The organism is Psychrobacter urativorans (assembly GCF_001298525.1).
Taxonomy (GTDB): domain Bacteria; phylum Pseudomonadota; class Gammaproteobacteria; order Pseudomonadales; family Moraxellaceae; genus Psychrobacter; species Psychrobacter urativorans_A.
Genome location: NZ_CP012678.1, coordinates 2299554 through 2315076 on the forward strand (window position 1 = coordinate 2299554; position 15523 = coordinate 2315076).

The 15523-nt window shown below is 45.7% G+C and carries 25 protein-coding genes; 1 reads left to right on the forward strand and 24 read right to left on the reverse strand.

Going from position 1 to position 15523, the window contains the following annotated elements; translation table 11 throughout:
- Positions 1 to 2 precede the first annotated feature (2 nt).
- The 21 genes from AOC03_RS09920 to AOC03_RS10015 all read right to left on the reverse strand — a co-directional run bounded on the left by AOC03_RS09920 (position 3) and on the right by AOC03_RS10015 (position 13762).
- A complete protein-coding gene (locus AOC03_RS09920; RefSeq protein WP_062535579.1) occupies positions 3 to 437 on the reverse strand; it encodes a phage tail protein in 435 nt (144 codons plus the stop codon).
- Positions 434 to 3166 (reverse strand): phage tail tape measure protein, encoded by a 2733-nt coding sequence (locus AOC03_RS09925; RefSeq protein ID WP_062535581.1) that lies wholly within the window; start codon positions 3164 to 3166, stop codon positions 434 to 436. Before AOC03_RS09925 ends, AOC03_RS09920 begins: the two co-directional genes overlap by 4 nt.
- A gap of 9 nt (positions 3167 to 3175) precedes the next feature.
- Positions 3176 to 3898 carry a LamG domain-containing protein gene (locus AOC03_RS09930; RefSeq protein WP_062535583.1) on the reverse strand — a complete coding sequence of 241 codons (723 nt, stop codon included), beginning with the start codon at positions 3896 to 3898 and terminating at the stop codon, positions 3176 to 3178.
- Positions 3895 to 4092: a phage upper tail fiber protein gene (locus tag AOC03_RS09935; protein ID WP_062535585.1), complete on the reverse strand. Its 198-nt coding sequence runs from the start codon at positions 4090 to 4092 to the stop codon at positions 3895 to 3897. The genes AOC03_RS09930 and AOC03_RS09935 overlap by 4 nt, the downstream gene beginning before the upstream one ends.
- Positions 4092 to 4568, reverse strand: coding sequence for a hypothetical protein (locus AOC03_RS09940; RefSeq protein ID WP_062535587.1), 477 nt, complete (start codon positions 4566 to 4568; stop codon positions 4092 to 4094). The genes AOC03_RS09935 and AOC03_RS09940 overlap by 1 nt, the downstream gene beginning before the upstream one ends.
- 5 nt (positions 4569 to 4573) lie before the next feature.
- Positions 4574 to 4801: a hypothetical protein gene (locus AOC03_RS09945; RefSeq protein WP_062535589.1), complete on the reverse strand. Its 228-nt coding sequence runs from the start codon at positions 4799 to 4801 to the stop codon at positions 4574 to 4576.
- Between the two features lie 2 nt (positions 4802 to 4803).
- On the reverse strand, positions 4804 to 5130 hold the full coding sequence (locus AOC03_RS09950) for a hypothetical protein (RefSeq protein ID WP_062535591.1): 327 nt from the start codon (positions 5128 to 5130) through the stop codon (positions 4804 to 4806).
- Positions 5127 to 5192 (reverse strand): GpE family phage tail protein, encoded by a 66-nt coding sequence (locus tag AOC03_RS12955; protein ID WP_248842590.1) that lies wholly within the window; start codon positions 5190 to 5192, stop codon positions 5127 to 5129. The genes AOC03_RS09950 and AOC03_RS12955 overlap by 4 nt, the downstream gene beginning before the upstream one ends.
- Before the next feature lie 59 nt (positions 5193 to 5251).
- Complete coding sequence (locus AOC03_RS12570) at positions 5252 to 5680, reverse strand: phage tail assembly protein (protein WP_084785839.1); 429 nt, start codon at positions 5678 to 5680, stop codon at positions 5252 to 5254.
- A gap of 175 nt (positions 5681 to 5855) precedes the next feature.
- Positions 5856 to 6371, reverse strand: a complete 516-nt coding sequence (locus tag AOC03_RS09960) for a phage major tail tube protein (RefSeq protein ID WP_062535593.1) — start codon at positions 6369 to 6371, stop codon at positions 5856 to 5858.
- A 33-nt stretch (positions 6372 to 6404) separates the two neighbouring features.
- Positions 6405 to 7013 carry a phage tail sheath C-terminal domain-containing protein gene (locus AOC03_RS09965; RefSeq protein WP_062535595.1) on the reverse strand — a complete coding sequence of 203 codons (609 nt, stop codon included), beginning with the start codon at positions 7011 to 7013 and terminating at the stop codon, positions 6405 to 6407.
- A 2-nt stretch (positions 7014 to 7015) separates the two neighbouring features.
- Complete coding sequence (gene galE / locus AOC03_RS09970; protein WP_062535597.1) at positions 7016 to 7960, reverse strand: UDP-glucose 4-epimerase GalE; 945 nt, start codon at positions 7958 to 7960, stop codon at positions 7016 to 7018.
- Between the two features lie 2 nt (positions 7961 to 7962).
- The gene (locus tag AOC03_RS09975; RefSeq protein ID WP_157049312.1) at positions 7963 to 8517 is read right to left on the reverse strand and encodes a hypothetical protein; all 555 of its coding nucleotides are present in this window, start codon (positions 8515 to 8517) and stop codon (positions 7963 to 7965) included.
- 5 nt (positions 8518 to 8522) lie between these two features.
- A complete protein-coding gene (locus AOC03_RS09980; RefSeq protein WP_062535603.1) occupies positions 8523 to 9440 on the reverse strand; it encodes a hypothetical protein in 918 nt (305 codons plus the stop codon).
- A gap of 25 nt (positions 9441 to 9465) precedes the next feature.
- Positions 9466 to 10038, reverse strand: coding sequence for a phage baseplate protein (locus AOC03_RS09985; protein WP_062535605.1), 573 nt, complete (start codon positions 10036 to 10038; stop codon positions 9466 to 9468).
- A 33-nt stretch (positions 10039 to 10071) separates the two neighbouring features.
- Positions 10072 to 10881 (reverse strand): phage tail protein, encoded by an 810-nt coding sequence (locus AOC03_RS09990; RefSeq protein ID WP_062535607.1) that lies wholly within the window; start codon positions 10879 to 10881, stop codon positions 10072 to 10074.
- 23 nt (positions 10882 to 10904) lie between these two features.
- On the reverse strand, positions 10905 to 11354 hold the full coding sequence (locus tag AOC03_RS09995) for a hypothetical protein (RefSeq protein WP_062535609.1): 450 nt from the start codon (positions 11352 to 11354) through the stop codon (positions 10905 to 10907).
- A 24-nt stretch (positions 11355 to 11378) separates the two neighbouring features.
- On the reverse strand, positions 11379 to 11906 hold the full coding sequence (locus AOC03_RS10000; RefSeq protein WP_062535611.1) for a phage tail protein I: 528 nt from the start codon (positions 11904 to 11906) through the stop codon (positions 11379 to 11381).
- Positions 11899 to 12843 carry a baseplate assembly protein gene (locus AOC03_RS10005; protein WP_062535613.1) on the reverse strand — a complete coding sequence of 315 codons (945 nt, stop codon included), beginning with the start codon at positions 12841 to 12843 and terminating at the stop codon, positions 11899 to 11901. Before AOC03_RS10005 ends, AOC03_RS10000 begins: the two co-directional genes overlap by 8 nt.
- Positions 12840 to 13205, reverse strand: a complete 366-nt coding sequence (locus AOC03_RS10010) for a GPW/gp25 family protein (RefSeq protein WP_062535615.1) — start codon at positions 13203 to 13205, stop codon at positions 12840 to 12842. Before AOC03_RS10010 ends, AOC03_RS10005 begins: the two co-directional genes overlap by 4 nt.
- Positions 13202 to 13762: a phage baseplate assembly protein V gene (locus AOC03_RS10015; protein WP_062535617.1), complete on the reverse strand. Its 561-nt coding sequence runs from the start codon at positions 13760 to 13762 to the stop codon at positions 13202 to 13204. The genes AOC03_RS10010 and AOC03_RS10015 overlap by 4 nt, the downstream gene beginning before the upstream one ends.
- Positions 13763 to 13946: 184 nt before the next feature.
- Between AOC03_RS10015 and AOC03_RS12700 the strand changes: the two genes are divergently transcribed.
- Entirely contained in the window at positions 13947 to 14117 is a 171-nt protein-coding gene (locus AOC03_RS12700) for a hypothetical protein (protein ID WP_157049313.1), read from the forward strand.
- A gap of 48 nt (positions 14118 to 14165) precedes the next feature.
- Here the strand turns inward: AOC03_RS12700 and AOC03_RS10020 are convergent, their stop codons facing one another.
- From AOC03_RS10020 to AOC03_RS10030, 3 genes are read right to left on the reverse strand one after another with little or no spacing between them, the layout of a single operon-like run.
- Positions 14166 to 14606, reverse strand: a complete 441-nt coding sequence (locus AOC03_RS10020) for a phage virion morphogenesis protein (protein ID WP_062535619.1) — start codon at positions 14604 to 14606, stop codon at positions 14166 to 14168.
- Positions 14603 to 15010, reverse strand: coding sequence for a phage tail protein (locus AOC03_RS10025; protein WP_062535621.1), 408 nt, complete (start codon positions 15008 to 15010; stop codon positions 14603 to 14605). The genes AOC03_RS10020 and AOC03_RS10025 overlap by 4 nt, the downstream gene beginning before the upstream one ends.
- On the reverse strand, positions 15007 to 15522 hold the full coding sequence (locus AOC03_RS10030) for a glycoside hydrolase family 108 protein (protein WP_062535623.1): 516 nt from the start codon (positions 15520 to 15522) through the stop codon (positions 15007 to 15009). The genes AOC03_RS10025 and AOC03_RS10030 overlap by 4 nt, the downstream gene beginning before the upstream one ends.
- Between the last annotated feature and the right edge of the window lies 1 nt (position 15523).

Below are 15523 nucleotides of genomic sequence, written 5' to 3' on the forward strand. Positions count from 1 at the left end.
GGTTAGACTGCCTGTGCTGTGGGGGTTGATTCGACTACCTTATCGGTTTGGATACGATCGTCATCGACACGCATTAATTTCATGGTGCCATCAATCTTGCGTGCTACACCGCTATTGGTGATGTGACTGCGTGTCTCATCAAGCGATGTGATGGCAAATACGCCATAGATATAGCCACTGCCATCAATGAGTACGTAGCCACTGCCACTGTCTGCCATCTCTGACAAGTCGTCAATGGATTGGCGATTGCCAAAGCCGTGCGATTGATAAATCATAAAGGGGATAGTGATGGTCTCCTCACCAGCACCGGTAAACTGATGCTGGTCACGCCCTTGAGCAATAGAGTTGCTGCCATACGACCACGACCGGCTGCGCTGTATCTCGGCAAAGGTCATGGTATCTACGTTAAAGACAAACTGTCCGAGCGATAAAATCATGACCATTGCTCCGCTGTGTCATAAAGGGCTGTGTTACTGCTGCGCTGACCTAACTGCTGGCGCTGCATGGTGGCGACTACCAAGTCAGCAATCTGCTGCTCAGACTGGTGGGGCTGGGCGTTGATAGTAAAGTTATTGACTATCGTTGGCTGACCTTGGTTGCTGCTACCGCCCATCATGGCGCTGGCGCTAATTGGCTTGCGATTGTCAAAGCGAATCTCACTTGTATCCATGGCATCGCGTAAGCTATTGCTGGTCTTTAGCATGGCGGACACAGGGCTATCATTTTTGAGTAGTCCATTATTTAGTCCTTGCATCATATAATCACCGTAACCGGCAAACACACGGCTTGGCGAGTGAATACCCATCATGCCTGTAAATGCTGATTTGATGCGACTGGCTACGCTTTGTATCCCTGCTAACACCGCTTGCGCTCTACCCATAATGCCATTTTTCAAACCCTCCATGATTTGACCGCCCATCGCTGACATCTGAGCAGGTAGCCCTGCTAAAAATGCCATCATGCGTGCAGGGATACTGGCTATATAACTAATCGCAGCACCACCGTGCACGACAATCATCGCCGCAAATGTACCAATAGCCGTACCAATGGTTTGTAGCCCTAGCGCCAACGCCCCTACTAAACCTGCAACGACTTGACCAATTAAACTGACAATCGTGCCTAATACAAAACCAAACTGACTGCCATAGGACGTAGCCGTGGCTAACTGTGCATCGGTTGCCACGAATGGCGCAATCAATGACATCAGTGCGCTACCGAGCCACATAATGCCGCCAATAATCATATCTAGCACGGGACGCAGTGGTGCAAACATTGTTGACAGCATAGACCCTAAGCTGCTTAATGTTGCGAGCAGCGGTGCCATGCCCTCCAAAAATCCTGTCCATAATCCTGCAAAGAAGGCTTTGACTGGCTGCCAGTATTTAATCAGCAATAATGCTGCCAGTGCAATCGCCATAATAGCCCAGCCAATAGGTGTGCTCACTAATGCTATGGCTAGAGCACGAATAGCCGTAATCACAAAAGGGATGGAGTTGCGCGCTAAAAACAAGAAGACTCTACCGAATAATTTACTGAACCATAATACAGCCTGTCCCATCAACCTAAACTTACCCCAGAACGATATACCAAGCTTTGCTAGTATGGCGTTAAATACCAGCATGATCGCGCCAAATTTAATAAAGCTGGCTATCATGCTAAAGAATGTGCCAAACATGAGCGCCGCGCCATATTTAAGCCCCCAAATAGCTAAGTTGATTTTGATAAGTTTGATTGCTAATGAGGCTATGGTTTTGACAAGCTCAGGGTTGGCTTGAGCCCAAGCGGTGAACTTATTGATTATCTCCGTTATATTCGTGACTAATGCTCTTAAAGTTGCATTGAGGACACCGCCTTCACCACCCAGCGTGATAGACATAGATTCCCACGCGCCTAACATTTGATCAATGTCCCCAGCCAAGTTATCCATTCTAGTTTCTGCTACTTTGCCCGCTAAGTCCTTAGCGTTTTCTAGTGCCTTTGTAAACTCAGTAATGTTATTCACAACCTTGCCGGTCTTTTCATCAAGCTTCCCAGCATTGTCAACTAGCACTGCAAATTTTGATAAATGCTCTTCACCTGCCAAACTTTTAAATATGTCGAACTTAACATCATCGCTTAAGTTCTTTGTTTTTTGGTTTATCTCAGCTAGCACTTCGTCGATTTCTCGCATAGTGCCATCTTTATTTACCGTTTTAATCTCTAGACCATGCAGAGCCTCTCTAACTGGCTTCGGTGTAGAAGCAAGCCGAGTTAAAATTGTACGGATACCAGTGCCAGCTTCGCTGCCTTTAATATTGTTATTACCTAATATGCCCATCATCGCACTGGTTTTTTCAATACTTGTGCCGTAAAGCTTGGCGATGGGAGCGGCGTATTTCATAGCCTCACCTAAATCTTCAATGCCTACGGCTGATTTGTTAGCTGTAGCTACTAGTACATCATTCATGCGCCCAATTTGCTTTGCTTCCATACCAAAGCCGTTCAGTGTACCTACTGCTATCTGCGCGGCTAAAGCAAGATCGACTTGTCCTGCTGCAGCTAAATCCAAAGAACCAGCCAATGAATCCATAACTTGCTTCGCAGTAAAGCCCCCAGCCGCCAATTCAAACTGTGCTTGGGCAGCTTGGGTTGCAGAGAACGCTGAGCGAGCGCCTTCGCTGATCGCTTGCGCTCTAAGCTTAGCCATCTCAGCAGAAGTCTTTTCTAACTCCAGTACCGCTTGGTTTGCACTCATCTGTTTATCAAATTCAATAGATGGTTTCAAAACTTGATAAGCAGCAAAAGCGGCACCACCTGCTTTGATAGCGCCACCTAAGGCTTGCTGTCGCATCTGCTTCCGAGTGTTTGCAAATGATTTTGCTAAGCTGTCAGCTTTGTTATGTGCCGCTGATATGCTTTTGACGACCAGCATAAAATCACCAGCCAAGGCTTTGACATGCTGGCGGCTTTTGGTGAGTAGGCTGTTTGTGCGCTCGATAGGTTGATTGAGTCTGCTCATGCCATTACTGTTGACATGCGCTAAGCTGTTATTAAACGCATCGACTGTGCGCGTCGCTCGCTCAAACGACTGAGATAGTTTGTCAGACCTATCGATAATGCCGCGCAGGGGCGCGGAAATATCGTCGATCAATTTGAGTGTGGCTGATAGGTCTAAGTTATTTGCCATGTTTGCCGCCTATTCAAGAAATAATGCTGTACGCTCATCTGCGGTCAATATTCGATTATAAATACGTACATCTTGCATTTTTCCCACAAAAGGGAATGCAGATGCATTGCGCTGCCCGATATAAAATCTTTCATTATTAAACACACCTGAAATATCAGCGTTATAGTTGGCGTTGAATATCGTCTTATCGATATTATCTACATAGATAAAAGACGTGTTATTCGCATCTCGGCTATTATCAACCGTCATGACGAAATGCTGCCAGCCCTGTATTTCATTAGTTGCTGCTGTCCGTACGTGGATGCGGCTATTACCACTAGTCACTATCTCAATATGCCCCGAAACAACATCATTAAGCCAAGCCCCAAAATCGTTGCTGGCACCATCACGACCAATCTCCATAAGGCATTGATACGAACGATTGAGGTCTAGTAATTTAGCCCAAAAACTAATCGTCGCTTTGTCACTATTTACGGGTAAGTAGGCGGGTGTATAGACGCATCCCGATACAAAGTCCAGACACTGAGTCCCTTGCTTTCTGCCCGCAACAAAATTAGCGGTTCCTGTCTTAATCCCGTTTAATCCACTGGGTGATTTATCAACCGTATCGCCATTAAAATCATAGCGCAGAATATAGTCTGTTGGGATAGTCGCCTTGCGCTTCCAAATTAATGTGTCGCCTTGATACAGTCTATTGGCAGGCAACTCGCCAATACTAATATCCTGAATCATGGTTTTACCACGTATAAAACATTGGGGTTTTTTAAGGCAATTGCATCATACTGCGCTTGTGTCCCTGTCCAAATATTAAGAGCTTGCCCTGTATTCTGGTCAGTGATATTGATGTTATCTCTAACCTTTTTAATCGCCCCACCTATCTTTGCACCAATAGCGTCAACTTGTGATTGGGTATAAACGACAGTCATTACGCAAGTGCTCCGTCCAATGCGGCGGTAAAGCTGGTGATGTCCGTCGCTTCAGTAATATTATCTAACTTGGTTTTATGGCTGTCAGTAAAGGCATTGGTGTTGGCATTAGACTCATATTTCGTCTTGATACTGGCGGCGGTTTCGCCTGCAATTTGTGACACTGATTTGACAAATTTATTAGCATTCACATCATAGATATAGCGCTCAGCGTCACTGCCAACACCGGCATCGACATCAGCGTAGCTACCGGCTACTGCGCCCACGGTAGGAATAGCACTGACGGTTAAAAATGTTCCCAAAAACTTAGTACCCTCTAAGCTTGATAACTTAGCGCGCTCGCTATCTGTGATGAGGTTGCGGTCTGGCAGAGCATCAATAGCAGTGGCTAATTTGGTAGGATTGGTGGCTTTACTGACACGATCACCGATGACCGCGCCGATATTATCAATTTGTGCTTGGGTGTAATACGGCATGAGCTTTATCCTCTTAATAGTGCGTTATCAATCGCGGTAATAAAATTTAAGATATCATCAGGTTTATCAATGGTGGCGTATAGTCCGTCAGGGTTTTGGGTAATAATATTGCCAGTGGCTGTTGATACGATGGGCAATGAGCTGCCAACTGCTAATCTGTTAACATTGACTTTGATTGTGTTACTCGTAGGGAATGCTGGGTCCGGCTCGTTTCTTACCATTAGCTTAGCCATCTTTATCCCCTTGGTGATGTAACGGCACGATGCACATTAATATTAAAAGTTTCGCTTGCAACTCTACGACCAGTAATGTCACTCGTAAATAAGATGTCTATTCGATACTGACCAAAAGACAGACGGCTTGCGTCTCGTAATAGTGCAAATCGTCCTGTTTCTAACATTTTGCGTACATTAAGCGGTTCGATGAGCTGCCCTACGGTGGATTGTATATCCGCTGTGACAGTGACGTTATCTAAACTAATCGGCACGCCGTTATCATTTTGATAATCACAGACCAGCGCAAGCGTGTCGTATTCTTTGATATTAATATCGTTGTTTATCATTTATCAGTCTCGCTACGTTTGCGCGCTTTGTCGTGCCAATCCATTAGCTCATCAATATCCATATCCTCGCAGTCTGACGGTCGCCAATGGAACACGACAGCCAGATCTGCTATGACATCATCTACGCAGTGAGGGATTCTGCTTTCTCGGCGGCTTTGATTGTTTCGGCTTCCAGACGTGCTTTCGCTCGCTGTTCCTTGCTGGCGAAAAAACCGACCACCGCTGTGCTGATGCTTAAAAAGTCAGTGGGGTCAAGATTGGCAACTTCGTGTTCGGCTAAAGGCGGGGTGCTGACACGCGGTACGAGCTTAATAATGGTATCTACGTCTAGCTTTAAGACGTCTGATAAGGATAAGCCACGCAATGCACCAGTCTTGGGCTTATTAATATTGACTTCTGTAATGGTTAAATTGCCACGGACGATAGGGTTATCAAACTCAACCGTTTCAATATCTGGGTTGGTTGGTAATGGTGGTGGGGTGGTATTATTTTTAGTTTCGGCTACTGCTGTACCTACTGCGATGGCTTCTACTGCTGCTTGCTTAGTCATAAGAATGTCCTGTTATATTTGTTTAGTGATTTGATTAATAATATTTTAAGTAAGTTGACCATGTTTGGATGATAAAACCATCGAGTATTATCAGAGGATCATCGCCTTGGTGAGCCGTCACCGCACCAACTAGCTAATCGCCTTTTATCCAAACGTTGACGATTGACCAAAAGAGTTATAGACCTAACTTGTCATTGATTTCGCCAGTCATGTCTTTACCGGCGACAATATAGATGCCGTTTACAAAGTCGATTTCTAATAAAGTTAGACCATCATCGACGACTTTTAGGTACGTCACACCATAGGTTAGCTCTTGCTCATTGATACTGCCCAGCTCCATTTCGCCCAATGGCAATGTGGTCACTGAGCCGCGCATATAAATATCACGCACGACATGGGTACAAGTATCTTGACGCTCATACGCGCCGATATAACGAATCGGTAAGTCGCTGATACCGCACGACATCAATTGCATAAGGTGGCGTGAGTCGACACCGGTATAAGTAATGGTTGCTTCCATTGCCTCAAAACCCAAGTCTAAATTGACGTCGCCGATCATACCGGCGGCGCGATATTCCTCAGTCTTTTTGACAATCTCAGGTAGGGTGATGGCTTTGGCGGTGCCCGCATGACTGTCACCAGCAATACGGACGTTAAAATTCTTGAGTACTGCAGGCATCTGTTTTGCCATTGCGTGTATCCTTTTTAGCTAATAGTCAGTAGGTTAAGCGGTTTGTGCAATGAGCTTGCCAAAGTCGATTAAGTAGCGGTCAGTAATGCGCTGGTTCAGACCTAAATTTTCTAGCGTCGGTACAGGCGTATAGTCGTAATCTACCCAAAGTTGACCTTGGCTCAAGTCCTGAGGATTGTTTAACTCTTCGTTGTACCAAACCGCTGCGCCAATGAGCCATCCCTTTGACACTGTAGCTCGTAACTTTGCGTTGATGCTGTCAATAATATCGCCTGCTAATGCTACAGTCATAGGCTGGTCAATAAAGGGGAAACAGCCATTGATAATCGTATCGAGCAACCATTGGGCAGTGAGGGTAGCCGTCTCAAACGCAAAGCGCGGGTCAGTAGAGCAGGTGCGATTGCCCCAAAATCTAAAACCTTCGTGCTGGATAACAGAGGTCACTTCATTGGCGTTTAAATAGCCCACTTCGGTGTTTGGGTCTTCTAAATCCCACGTGCGGGGCTGCATGATGCCGTTGACACCAGGTACGGGGATGTTAGAGATGGATTTGGTAAAACTTGCAGGGTAGCTCTCATCGATCATGACGCGCATTGCAAGGGCGGTGGCGATGATTGGGATAGCTTGGATAGTTGTAGCCATGTTTATAATCCTTTTGTAATTGAGAAATTGGTTGTACTAGCTATTGCATCGTAAATACTATGTTTGGGCTGCCACCCAAGTTGCTGACAAGCCTGACTGATATCGCAATGAGAATCAGCCGTGTCGCCAGTACGCCTTGCTTTGATGACATAAGGCAAACACTGGTTTGTCTGTTGTGCGAATAGTTCTAATATCCGCATAACACTGGTGCTTTTTCCTGAACCAACAGGCAAACAGTGATGACCGTGATGGTTATCGAGATAATCCAAAGCCAGTAAACTAGCGTCGACCACATCTAATATATGCACGTAGTCACGCATGGCGGTGCCGTCGGGTGTGTCGTAGTCATTACCAAATATTGTTAAATAACTTTGCTCACCGTTAATGACGCGCATAATCGCTGGTAGTAAGTTATCTTGACTGGTATCCGCAAGTGTCACGTCATAGCAGCCGATAGGGTTGCTGTATCTCAATGATATAAAGCTATAGGTATCATCACTGGCTGCCATATCTTTCATAGCTTCATCAACAATACTTTTTGATTGAGCATAAGGACTGCACGGCTTGGATGCTGATATTGACGATGCAAACAGTAGCTTCTTAACGCCAAAATTGCGCATGACGTTTAGTAGATTAATTGACCCGACAACGTTATTATCATAATAACGTAGCGGCTCAACCACGCTCTGACTGACTGACTTTAGACCCGCCATGTGTATTACCGTGTCAATGGGTAAGCGACTGAATACGATGTTTAATAAGTCTGTATCGCGTATGTCGCCTTGCACAAACTCAGCATTGCTACCTGATATACGGCAAACATGGTCAAAAACCTGCTTACTACCCGTCGATAAGTTGTCTAGCACGACCACATCATCACCGCGCTGTAGTAGTGCAAGCAGCATGTGTGAGCCGATATAGCCTGCGCCACCCGTTAATAAAATCATGGCTATCTCTCATTGTCTATTGGTGTCATGGCGCAACGAATCTGCTGAACCCTAGCGCCTTGCGAGATACATTGACTGATAAAGTCGCCATCGTCACCTCGCCCTTTATCTCTATACCTTGCTTTACCGTACATTGAGCGATGCACACCAATGCGACCGCTACGACCATCATCGCGCCATTCAGATTGCAGCGTAATTAATAGCTCGTTGGGCTGTAGCGATAGCAATGCTTTATGTAGCTCGTCGTCAATAAAATTGTCCGCGTCCAAGTTAAACAGTACATCGCCACGCCCCATGAGGTGCGCTAAGTGCTTAACATAGCCGCATGACCAAGTGCTGCCATCCGCAAACGCCTTTTCGTCTCGCCAATCAAGGACGCGCAAGCGACCATCAGCTATGTACTCCGCGTAGTGTTCACGCAAATACTGATACGTCTCGGTGTCGTTGTAAGCCAAGATACATAGCTCAACACTGCCTGCTTGGGTAAACGCTAGATTATGCTCTAGCGTTTGTTTAAGTTGCCAAAGTCGTTGGTGGCATGTGGTGCAGTACGACATGAGCATTAAGCCGTACCTAGCTTAAACACAAATGTACCGTCCGATTCGATAGTGCCTTCGCCCGCCAAATAAAGGTCGGAATATACTTTTTGCGCGGCGCTTGGACTTAATCGCACCTCTAGAGGACCAGTAACCAGAGGGCTAAAATTGATACTACCATCCGAGCTACGATACATTGATATTTGAGCATATAAGTCAGGAGCCGCCAGCCGTGTAACGTCCTGCGACTTATCAGCGTTATACATCACACCATTAACCTCAATACTAAAAAAAGAATCTTGGTTATTAAACGACCCATCAGAATTATCAATTGTGACTGAGTTATTTATAGGTAGTGTTGCAAAGTCGGTTCTACCATCAGTGCTGCCTGTCCCACTATCAGACTTTCCCGGCACACCCCATTCACCATCAATAATACAAAGCTCACGGTCACCATAAGTATCACGATAAGCCGTAATCAACGCTTTATCTATGATAAGCGTGCCATCTACATTACGAGGTTGGGCATAGACCATGCCACGTCGACGCTTGGCAATAGAGACTAATTTCAATACAACATCAGGCGTATCAATTTCAGGCGCACCTAAACGTTTCGGCATCAGACCAAAGCGGGATTGGCAGGTTAATAACACATCTAAGGTGTCAGCGTTAAGCGGTTCAGTCACACGTAAAATCACCGCTGTTGGATTGTAGATATCGCGTATCGACTGCAGGCAATTGCGAAGCGTGCCGGTTGTGCCAGCCTTGTCGATGTTTTCTTGTGTGATGCCCGTTAATAGAACGGGCGTATCAAGCGGGTACATATCGTTATCAGCGTCTGTACTGGTGACGACCAGACCAATTACGCTGACATTGGCGTTGCGCATGGGCAAGATGCCTTGGGTCTTTTCTTGAGCTGATATGCCGTGGTGAAATGCTGCCATAGTGGTGTCCTTTGAATTTATTGAGTTAAGCGGTACGTAGCCAATTCGCGACGACTTTTGAAGGCTGAGTATTATTGTGGGGTTGGTCGCCGCCTGCTGAGCCAATAGTGCTATCTGGAATATATTGGTTAGACCATATTGGCGTATCAGAAGCAATCGTTCCTGCATCATTATCAGTTATACCGTTGTCTCTACCGTGTTTTAGTGTATGCCTATGGCTTGGCATTTCATCGACGGTCAGCTTGTGCGTATTTTCACCAAACTCATTGCCCATCGTTTTATATTCTGCAATGTCGGTGGATTTAGTAGAATAACCAACGAGCGTACGACCTTCGGCAAAGCGTTCCCAAGTACCATATCCATGATGAGTATTAACGGCGGCGGCGGTGGCGTGACTGATAGTCGTGGTATAAATATCACCGACTTTGATAGGCTCATTACGTATATTTTCTATTGTCTGCTTTAACCAAAGAATATTTTCTGCCAGCTGCTTCGATGCAAGATTGGCATTACCGGCGGCACCGCCTAAAATCTTTTCGGTGGTTTCAACTTGATTGATCGCGTCATGCCATTGCGGGGTAAGTGCAAGAGTGCTCATATTGTTCGCCTTATTGCTTTATTAATAATGAAGCTATTGATATTCAACAGAGCCGTCGTAGCCGCTCTGACCGTCATAACGCACTTCATTATTATTAGGGTCATAACGTTCCCATAGATAGCTGGTATAAAGTGGGTAATGGTCGGGCGCGATATTGTTGGGAGTGACATCGCCTTTAGCTCCTGCATAGACAGCGGGTAAACTAATATGCGAGTCGGTCTCGTCAACACCGACCAGCTGGACACCAGTAAGTGGTCGCCAAAAGGTCTCAAAGCCAAACATCGCATCAAATAACGGTTTAGGATTGGTCTTGTCATGTGACCAGTATTTATGACCATACGGGTAAGCCAAATCTAGAAACTGTGCAAATCTTGAATTGCTCACAAAATTATTAGCAACCCACGATTGGCTTGCCATAATCACGTTGGCATCAATAACGAGCGTCACATCAGAATTAGCAAGACTGACCACAGCTTTGATACGGTAGTCCACCGCCGCTGTGCTATTTTCTGCAGGTTTTTGCACCTCGGGCAGACGTCCAACCCAAATCAAATCGCCAGCGCTGTCAATCAAGCCAAATTCGCGTATCGTCCAGCCGCCAAATTCTTGGGGCACGACACAAGTGATTTCGTATTGTCCAGCCGTTGCGGTGGCGCTGACATTAAGTACCGTACCTTGGTAGCGCTTACTGACCAGCACTTGCTGATCAAGGCGCTGGCTAAAGTCAACATTAACGCCCTGACCTACAGCAAACTCGGCTATGCGCACAGGCTGGCTGCCTGCATTCGCAGCGGCGGCAATCTTTTGTTGTCCAAGAGTGGTCAGTAATAGCTGATAAGTCATGACAAGCCTTTTATTTAGCTAAATTAAAGTTGAATACCAGCACCATTATCAGGTGCCGCTGGCATCAAGACACGGTCGATAGCAGCGCCATCAAATACAATAACGTCGCCTAATTTTTTTGCCGTAAATAGCACTGGCTTATTGGCGGCAATTGCTAACGTGCGTTTGGGTGCAGTGGTGTAATCGGCAAGATGCGCAGGGGTCTGTAACGTATGGATATTCAGATTTGTAGCAATGCCACTGACCACTTCGATATGGACTGAATCCATGCGCGTGCGTAATAACGCTGGGTCAAAAATAAGGTCGATGTCAGTACGTGCTTTGGCATCGTCAATGATTAATGCTAAGTGGCTGGCGGTCGCAATACCCGTATCTTCGGGCATTTTTAAATCAACGACATATTTGCCAGCGCTATTGGCAGCAGGATTGTTAGCGTATTTGGTGACGCCTTGAGGTTGTTGATTGTTTGGCATAGTGAGTCCTTATCGGTTTTTAGGTCAGTTAGTAACAGTGATTTCAACGCCCACGGCTGGGACAGCAACGGCGGCGATAGTAGCTTTAACAGTCGTACCAAAATAAATATCGTAATGTGCAGACAGGCGTTTAACAGCATCAACGACGGCACGGATTTGACGGTCTGAATCGGTAATAATGCCGTTGCGCGGGTGTGCCTCAATGCTAAATGTACCAGGGATGCCTGCTGGGTTTTGCTCAAACCATTCGATAACATTGGTGTCGTAATTAATAAGTGATAAAGCGCGTTTAACTGCGCCTAAGGTGCCTTTTCGCTGATGTACCCAGACTGAGTTTTTAATAACATCGCGCTGTACTGCTATCGACCAGGCATCATTCCATTCATCGACTGACCACGCATACGCTAAAAACGGCAAATACTCGTCTGGGCAGTTATCGGCATCCCAAATCAAATCGAATGGCAGATGTATTGACTCAAGTCTTGATGTTAATGTGGCAAGCTCACGCTCAAGCGGTTTACTATTAGCGGGCAATAAAGACAAATCAGTCATTGCTGCTCACCGCCGTGATGTCATAGCTGGTGCAATGCGCCACTTGTGAGACGTCGACCAGCACATCAGATGCGGGGCTAATTAGCTCAATACGGCTGACACCATTGACATCCAATGCGCCAATAATTCGACTGGTAGCAATACGGCGACCGGGTTTAAACTCGGTACGTAAATAAGCGCGTAAGTCAGCTAAACCTTGTGCGAGTATCAGCTGTGGGCTAATACCGGCTTTAATATAAATAACCGCGTTAATCTCATAAGCTTTTGCAGTGGCACTGTGTACGCGTACCAAGTCCGTCATTGGGCGTACATCATCAGCGGTCAGCGCACGAGTAACGTCATCAATAGCTACTTGGTCAACGCCGACTGTTTTGGTCGCTTGATCGAGTACGTCACCCTCAATCTGACCAGATAAATACACGTCAACCTCAGTAGGGGCGGGACTGTGAACGGTGGCGTTAAACACTTGCGAGCTTGCCGATAGTGCGTGGAATAAATAAGCCCCAGCACTACCTGCTTTGGTTTCTGCTTCGACTGACAAGGCTAAACGGTCCCGATAATCACTGTCATCTTCTAGGATTTCAGGCGTGACCGGATTGGTTGTTAAATCTTCTAATTGTAAAACTTTACGCTCGACACGGTAATAAGTAACGCCGATATGATCCAAGTCAGCATTGGTCGCGTAAGCAAGCATCAAGCTGCGCGCTGTACGATTGATTTCACTAACTTTTAAGCTGTAACGATATGCCAGCACTTCTAATATTTTATTGACTGGCTCAGACTCTAATGCCAATGCCGCATGGATGGGGTGGTTCGCTGGAAATTTGGCAGCAAACTCGGTGCGGATTTCGAGCAATTCTGCTTCAGGAGCAATAGGCGCAATTAAGTTTGGCGGCGGTAAGCCTTGTAAATTGATCGCTGTAAATACGTTATTCATGTTGCCCCTCGCACTAAAGATAATGATGTGGTCAGCGTTGAGCTGTCAGCACGTCGCATCTCAATCAATGTATTCCAGCCGCTATTGATACCGTCATTAATTAACGATAGGCTAACTTTACTAACCTTAATACGCGGCTCCCAACGGATAAGGGCGGTTGCTGTCGCTGCCATTAGTTTGAGTCGCGTGGCATCATTAGCTGGGGCATCAATTAAAAAGGGCAGTAAGCTGCCATACTCACGGCGCATCAAGCGTGTACCAAGCGGTGTGGTCAAAATGTCATGTATGGATTGGCGCAAATGCTCATCTTGATTGAGTAATTCACCGCTGGTGCGAGACATTCCGGCTGCGTATGTCATCATTGCGGCTGCTCTGTATTTGATGCACCAGACTTGACGCCGCCATGCGTATGCGTGGTTAAGGCAATACCACTGGCGATCACTTCGTCAGCGGCAGTAATAGATTTTCCGCAATTGATAGAGCCATCGACTTGTAAATCACCGGTTACTGTGGCTGTTGGGGTGTCCCATACAATACTGGTTGCGGCTTGATTCGTGATTTGGCTGATATGCATAGTGAGTTGGCTATTAACCACATCAACGCTGCAAAAGTCAGTGTCGTTATAACGGATGCGGATTTCATTGGGGTCGGTGCTCGGACTGGGATTGTGGTCGCTGTATAAGCTAATCACAGGGATGGCATTAGCTAACTCACCGCTTGGTGAAACCAGTAAGTATTGCTCACCAATACTAGGGCAACGCCACACGCTAATAGCTCCGGCTGCAATGGTAGGGATATTCAACCAGTCGGTTTCATTGTCGCCAACAGCCAGACGCATCAAAGCTTTATCGGCATCAATCTTGATGACTGTGCCGATGGTTGCGATATTGTGTAAGCGTCGTTGGGTTTCTGCGTTCATGCGTATAGTCTGCAATTAAGCTGCGGACAGTGCATCTAATGCTTAACCGTAAAGGCGCTTTACGGTTATAAAAAAGCCCCGCTAAATTTATAGTGGGGCTTGTCACAAAAGTCTTTTTGCGGTTGTATTCAGGTGGAAATATTGCTAAATTCAAATTTAACTTAATAAAAGGATGATACTTAACATGGTTGAAAATAAAGAATTATACGAACGTGTCGCTTTTGACTTGACTAAATTGATAATTGAAAAAACTTCATCTCAAGTAACTAGATATACAAAGGATGACATATTAGAAACTTTTATCGACTCATATAATGTCGTATTAAGACAAAAAATGCCTGAATCAGACAATTAAAATAGCCGTCATTTATGAAAGCCTCATTGGTGTCAATCAATGAGGCTTTTATTTATTTAATAAAAAATCTTTTATCTCATCAATAATTAACTGCTTATCTTCCTCAGACCAGCCAACAGTCTCACGGACAGCGTAGCGTGTGGCACGGGCATTGGCACTTGGCTTGATAGTTTTGCCGTATTGATGCACTGCCATCACTTCAGCAGTACGTCCAGAAAAGCCAACTTCCGCATGACTGCTGCTATAAGCGGTCTTTATCATTTTTGGCAAACGCTTAAACATAGCGCCACTTCTGATACTGCCAATTTGATTGCGTTTACGCGGGGTAAAGCGTCGACCATTTGGATCTGTTTGCGCGGCAATACGGCGTTTTAAATTCGCTCGAAGTTTGGTGGATAAGCGTCTATTAAGCGTCCGCTTTTGACCATCATTAAGCTGCTGAGCGATACGTTCAAGCCAAAGCGCTAGTTCGTCAAAGTTGTCACTCATAGTTCGACCGCATCTTTGACATTTTTAGTGACAAAATCGCCCAGCATATCAGACCAAACCTTTGGTGGGCATAGTGAGTAGCTGCCATCATCCCTGACAACCAGCTTATCTATTAGACCAATATCAACAGTTAAATCATAAGTTTCAGCATCAATGATTTCACTGTCAAAATTAAGGTCTGGTACTGCATAGCCTTTTGATTCAAACCATTTTCGGATATAAGTCATTAGACTAAATGGATCACTGTCACGACAATCAATAAACAAAAAACGCGCGGTATAATTAATATCGCCGCTGTTGGATGCCAGCTCGCCATTTACCAAAAAAAGATGCACCTTGTCAGCGGTCAGTTGTGTCGCAAAGTTAGTAAGTAGGTCATCTTTTAATTGCTGTAGGTATTTCATTGCAGATCTACTGCAGCTGCTTCTAACTGCTCAACGATTCGGCGCGACCAGCCTTTGCCAAAAGCATCCCATGTGCCAATGCGGGTAAAAAAGTCTAAACGTGCTGCTAAGAAGTTTAGGACGACCGCATTAGGTGTGAGCTTGTTGACAGCGCCAATGGTTTGCGAACCTACAATACCGTCTATCTGCTTGCCGTTTAAACCAGCTGCGCGTTGTAGAAATTTAATAGCATTACTAGGACCATGATTATAGGCGGCATCAAATAATTGCGGGGCAATGAGGGGGTCAAAATCATTACAGCATGTCGCATCCCAATATGATTTACGTGCAACCATTTTCGCAAACGATTTTGATAAGTTTCGCATATTTCCGCTATAACCGTGAGCAACAGCCACGCGCTTGGTGACACCGTACATCGTTTCGCCACCAGGGTCTTTTGGATGATTGACATAGCCGCCTTCGTTTTTCATCAAACGCTCAAAGGCTTTATCAAAAACAGTAGTATCAGACATG

Excerpts from the sequence above, each read along its gene's own strand:
- AOC03_RS09920 (WP_062535579.1), bottom strand. The coding sequence starts at position 437 with ATGATTTTATCGCTCGGACAGTTTGTCTTTAACGTAGATACCATGACC.
- AOC03_RS09925 (WP_062535581.1), bottom strand. The coding sequence starts at position 3,166 with ATGGCAAATAACTTAGACCTATCAGCCACACTCAAATTGATCGACGAT.
- AOC03_RS09930 (WP_062535583.1), bottom strand. The coding sequence starts at position 3,898 with ATGATTCAGGATATTAGTATTGGCGAGTTGCCTGCCAATAGACTGTAT.
- AOC03_RS09935 (WP_062535585.1), bottom strand. The coding sequence starts at position 4,092 with ATGACTGTCGTTTATACCCAATCACAAGTTGACGCTATTGGTGCAAAG.
- AOC03_RS09940 (WP_062535587.1), bottom strand. The coding sequence starts at position 4,568 with ATGCCGTATTACACCCAAGCACAAATTGATAATATCGGCGCGGTCATC.
- AOC03_RS09945 (WP_062535589.1), bottom strand. The coding sequence starts at position 4,801 with ATGGCTAAGCTAATGGTAAGAAACGAGCCGGACCCAGCATTCCCTACG.
- AOC03_RS09950 (WP_062535591.1), bottom strand. The coding sequence starts at position 5,130 with ATGATAAACAACGATATTAATATCAAAGAATACGACACGCTTGCGCTG.
- AOC03_RS12570 (WP_084785839.1), bottom strand. The coding sequence starts at position 5,680 with ATGACTAAGCAAGCAGCAGTAGAAGCCATCGCAGTAGGTACAGCAGTA.
- AOC03_RS09960 (WP_062535593.1), bottom strand. The coding sequence starts at position 6,371 with ATGGCAAAACAGATGCCTGCAGTACTCAAGAATTTTAACGTCCGTATT.
- AOC03_RS09965 (WP_062535595.1), bottom strand. The coding sequence starts at position 7,013 with ATGGCTACAACTATCCAAGCTATCCCAATCATCGCCACCGCCCTTGCA.
- galE (WP_062535597.1), bottom strand. The coding sequence starts at position 7,960 with ATGATTTTATTAACGGGTGGCGCAGGCTATATCGGCTCACACATGCTG.
- AOC03_RS09975 (WP_157049312.1), bottom strand. The coding sequence starts at position 8,517 with ATGTCGTACTGCACCACATGCCACCAACGACTTTGGCAACTTAAACAA.
- AOC03_RS09980 (WP_062535603.1), bottom strand. The coding sequence starts at position 9,440 with ATGGCAGCATTTCACCACGGCATATCAGCTCAAGAAAAGACCCAAGGC.
- AOC03_RS09985 (WP_062535605.1), bottom strand. The coding sequence starts at position 10,038 with ATGAGCACTCTTGCACTTACCCCGCAATGGCATGACGCGATCAATCAA.
- AOC03_RS09990 (WP_062535607.1), bottom strand. The coding sequence starts at position 10,881 with ATGACTTATCAGCTATTACTGACCACTCTTGGACAACAAAAGATTGCC.
- AOC03_RS09995 (WP_062535609.1), bottom strand. The coding sequence starts at position 11,354 with ATGCCAAACAATCAACAACCTCAAGGCGTCACCAAATACGCTAACAAT.
- AOC03_RS10000 (WP_062535611.1), bottom strand. The coding sequence starts at position 11,906 with ATGACTGATTTGTCTTTATTGCCCGCTAATAGTAAACCGCTTGAGCGT.
- AOC03_RS10005 (WP_062535613.1), bottom strand. The coding sequence starts at position 12,843 with ATGAATAACGTATTTACAGCGATCAATTTACAAGGCTTACCGCCGCCA.
- AOC03_RS10010 (WP_062535615.1), bottom strand. The coding sequence starts at position 13,205 with ATGATGACATACGCAGCCGGAATGTCTCGCACCAGCGGTGAATTACTC.
- AOC03_RS10015 (WP_062535617.1), bottom strand. The coding sequence starts at position 13,762 with ATGAACGCAGAAACCCAACGACGCTTACACAATATCGCAACCATCGGC.
- AOC03_RS12700 (WP_157049313.1), top strand. The coding sequence starts at position 13,947 with ATGGTTGAAAATAAAGAATTATACGAACGTGTCGCTTTTGACTTGACT.
- AOC03_RS10020 (WP_062535619.1), bottom strand. The coding sequence starts at position 14,606 with ATGAGTGACAACTTTGACGAACTAGCGCTTTGGCTTGAACGTATCGCT.
- AOC03_RS10025 (WP_062535621.1), bottom strand. The coding sequence starts at position 15,010 with ATGAAATACCTACAGCAATTAAAAGATGACCTACTTACTAACTTTGCG.
- AOC03_RS10030 (WP_062535623.1), bottom strand. The coding sequence starts at position 15,522 with ATGTCTGATACTACTGTTTTTGATAAAGCCTTTGAGCGTTTGATGAAA.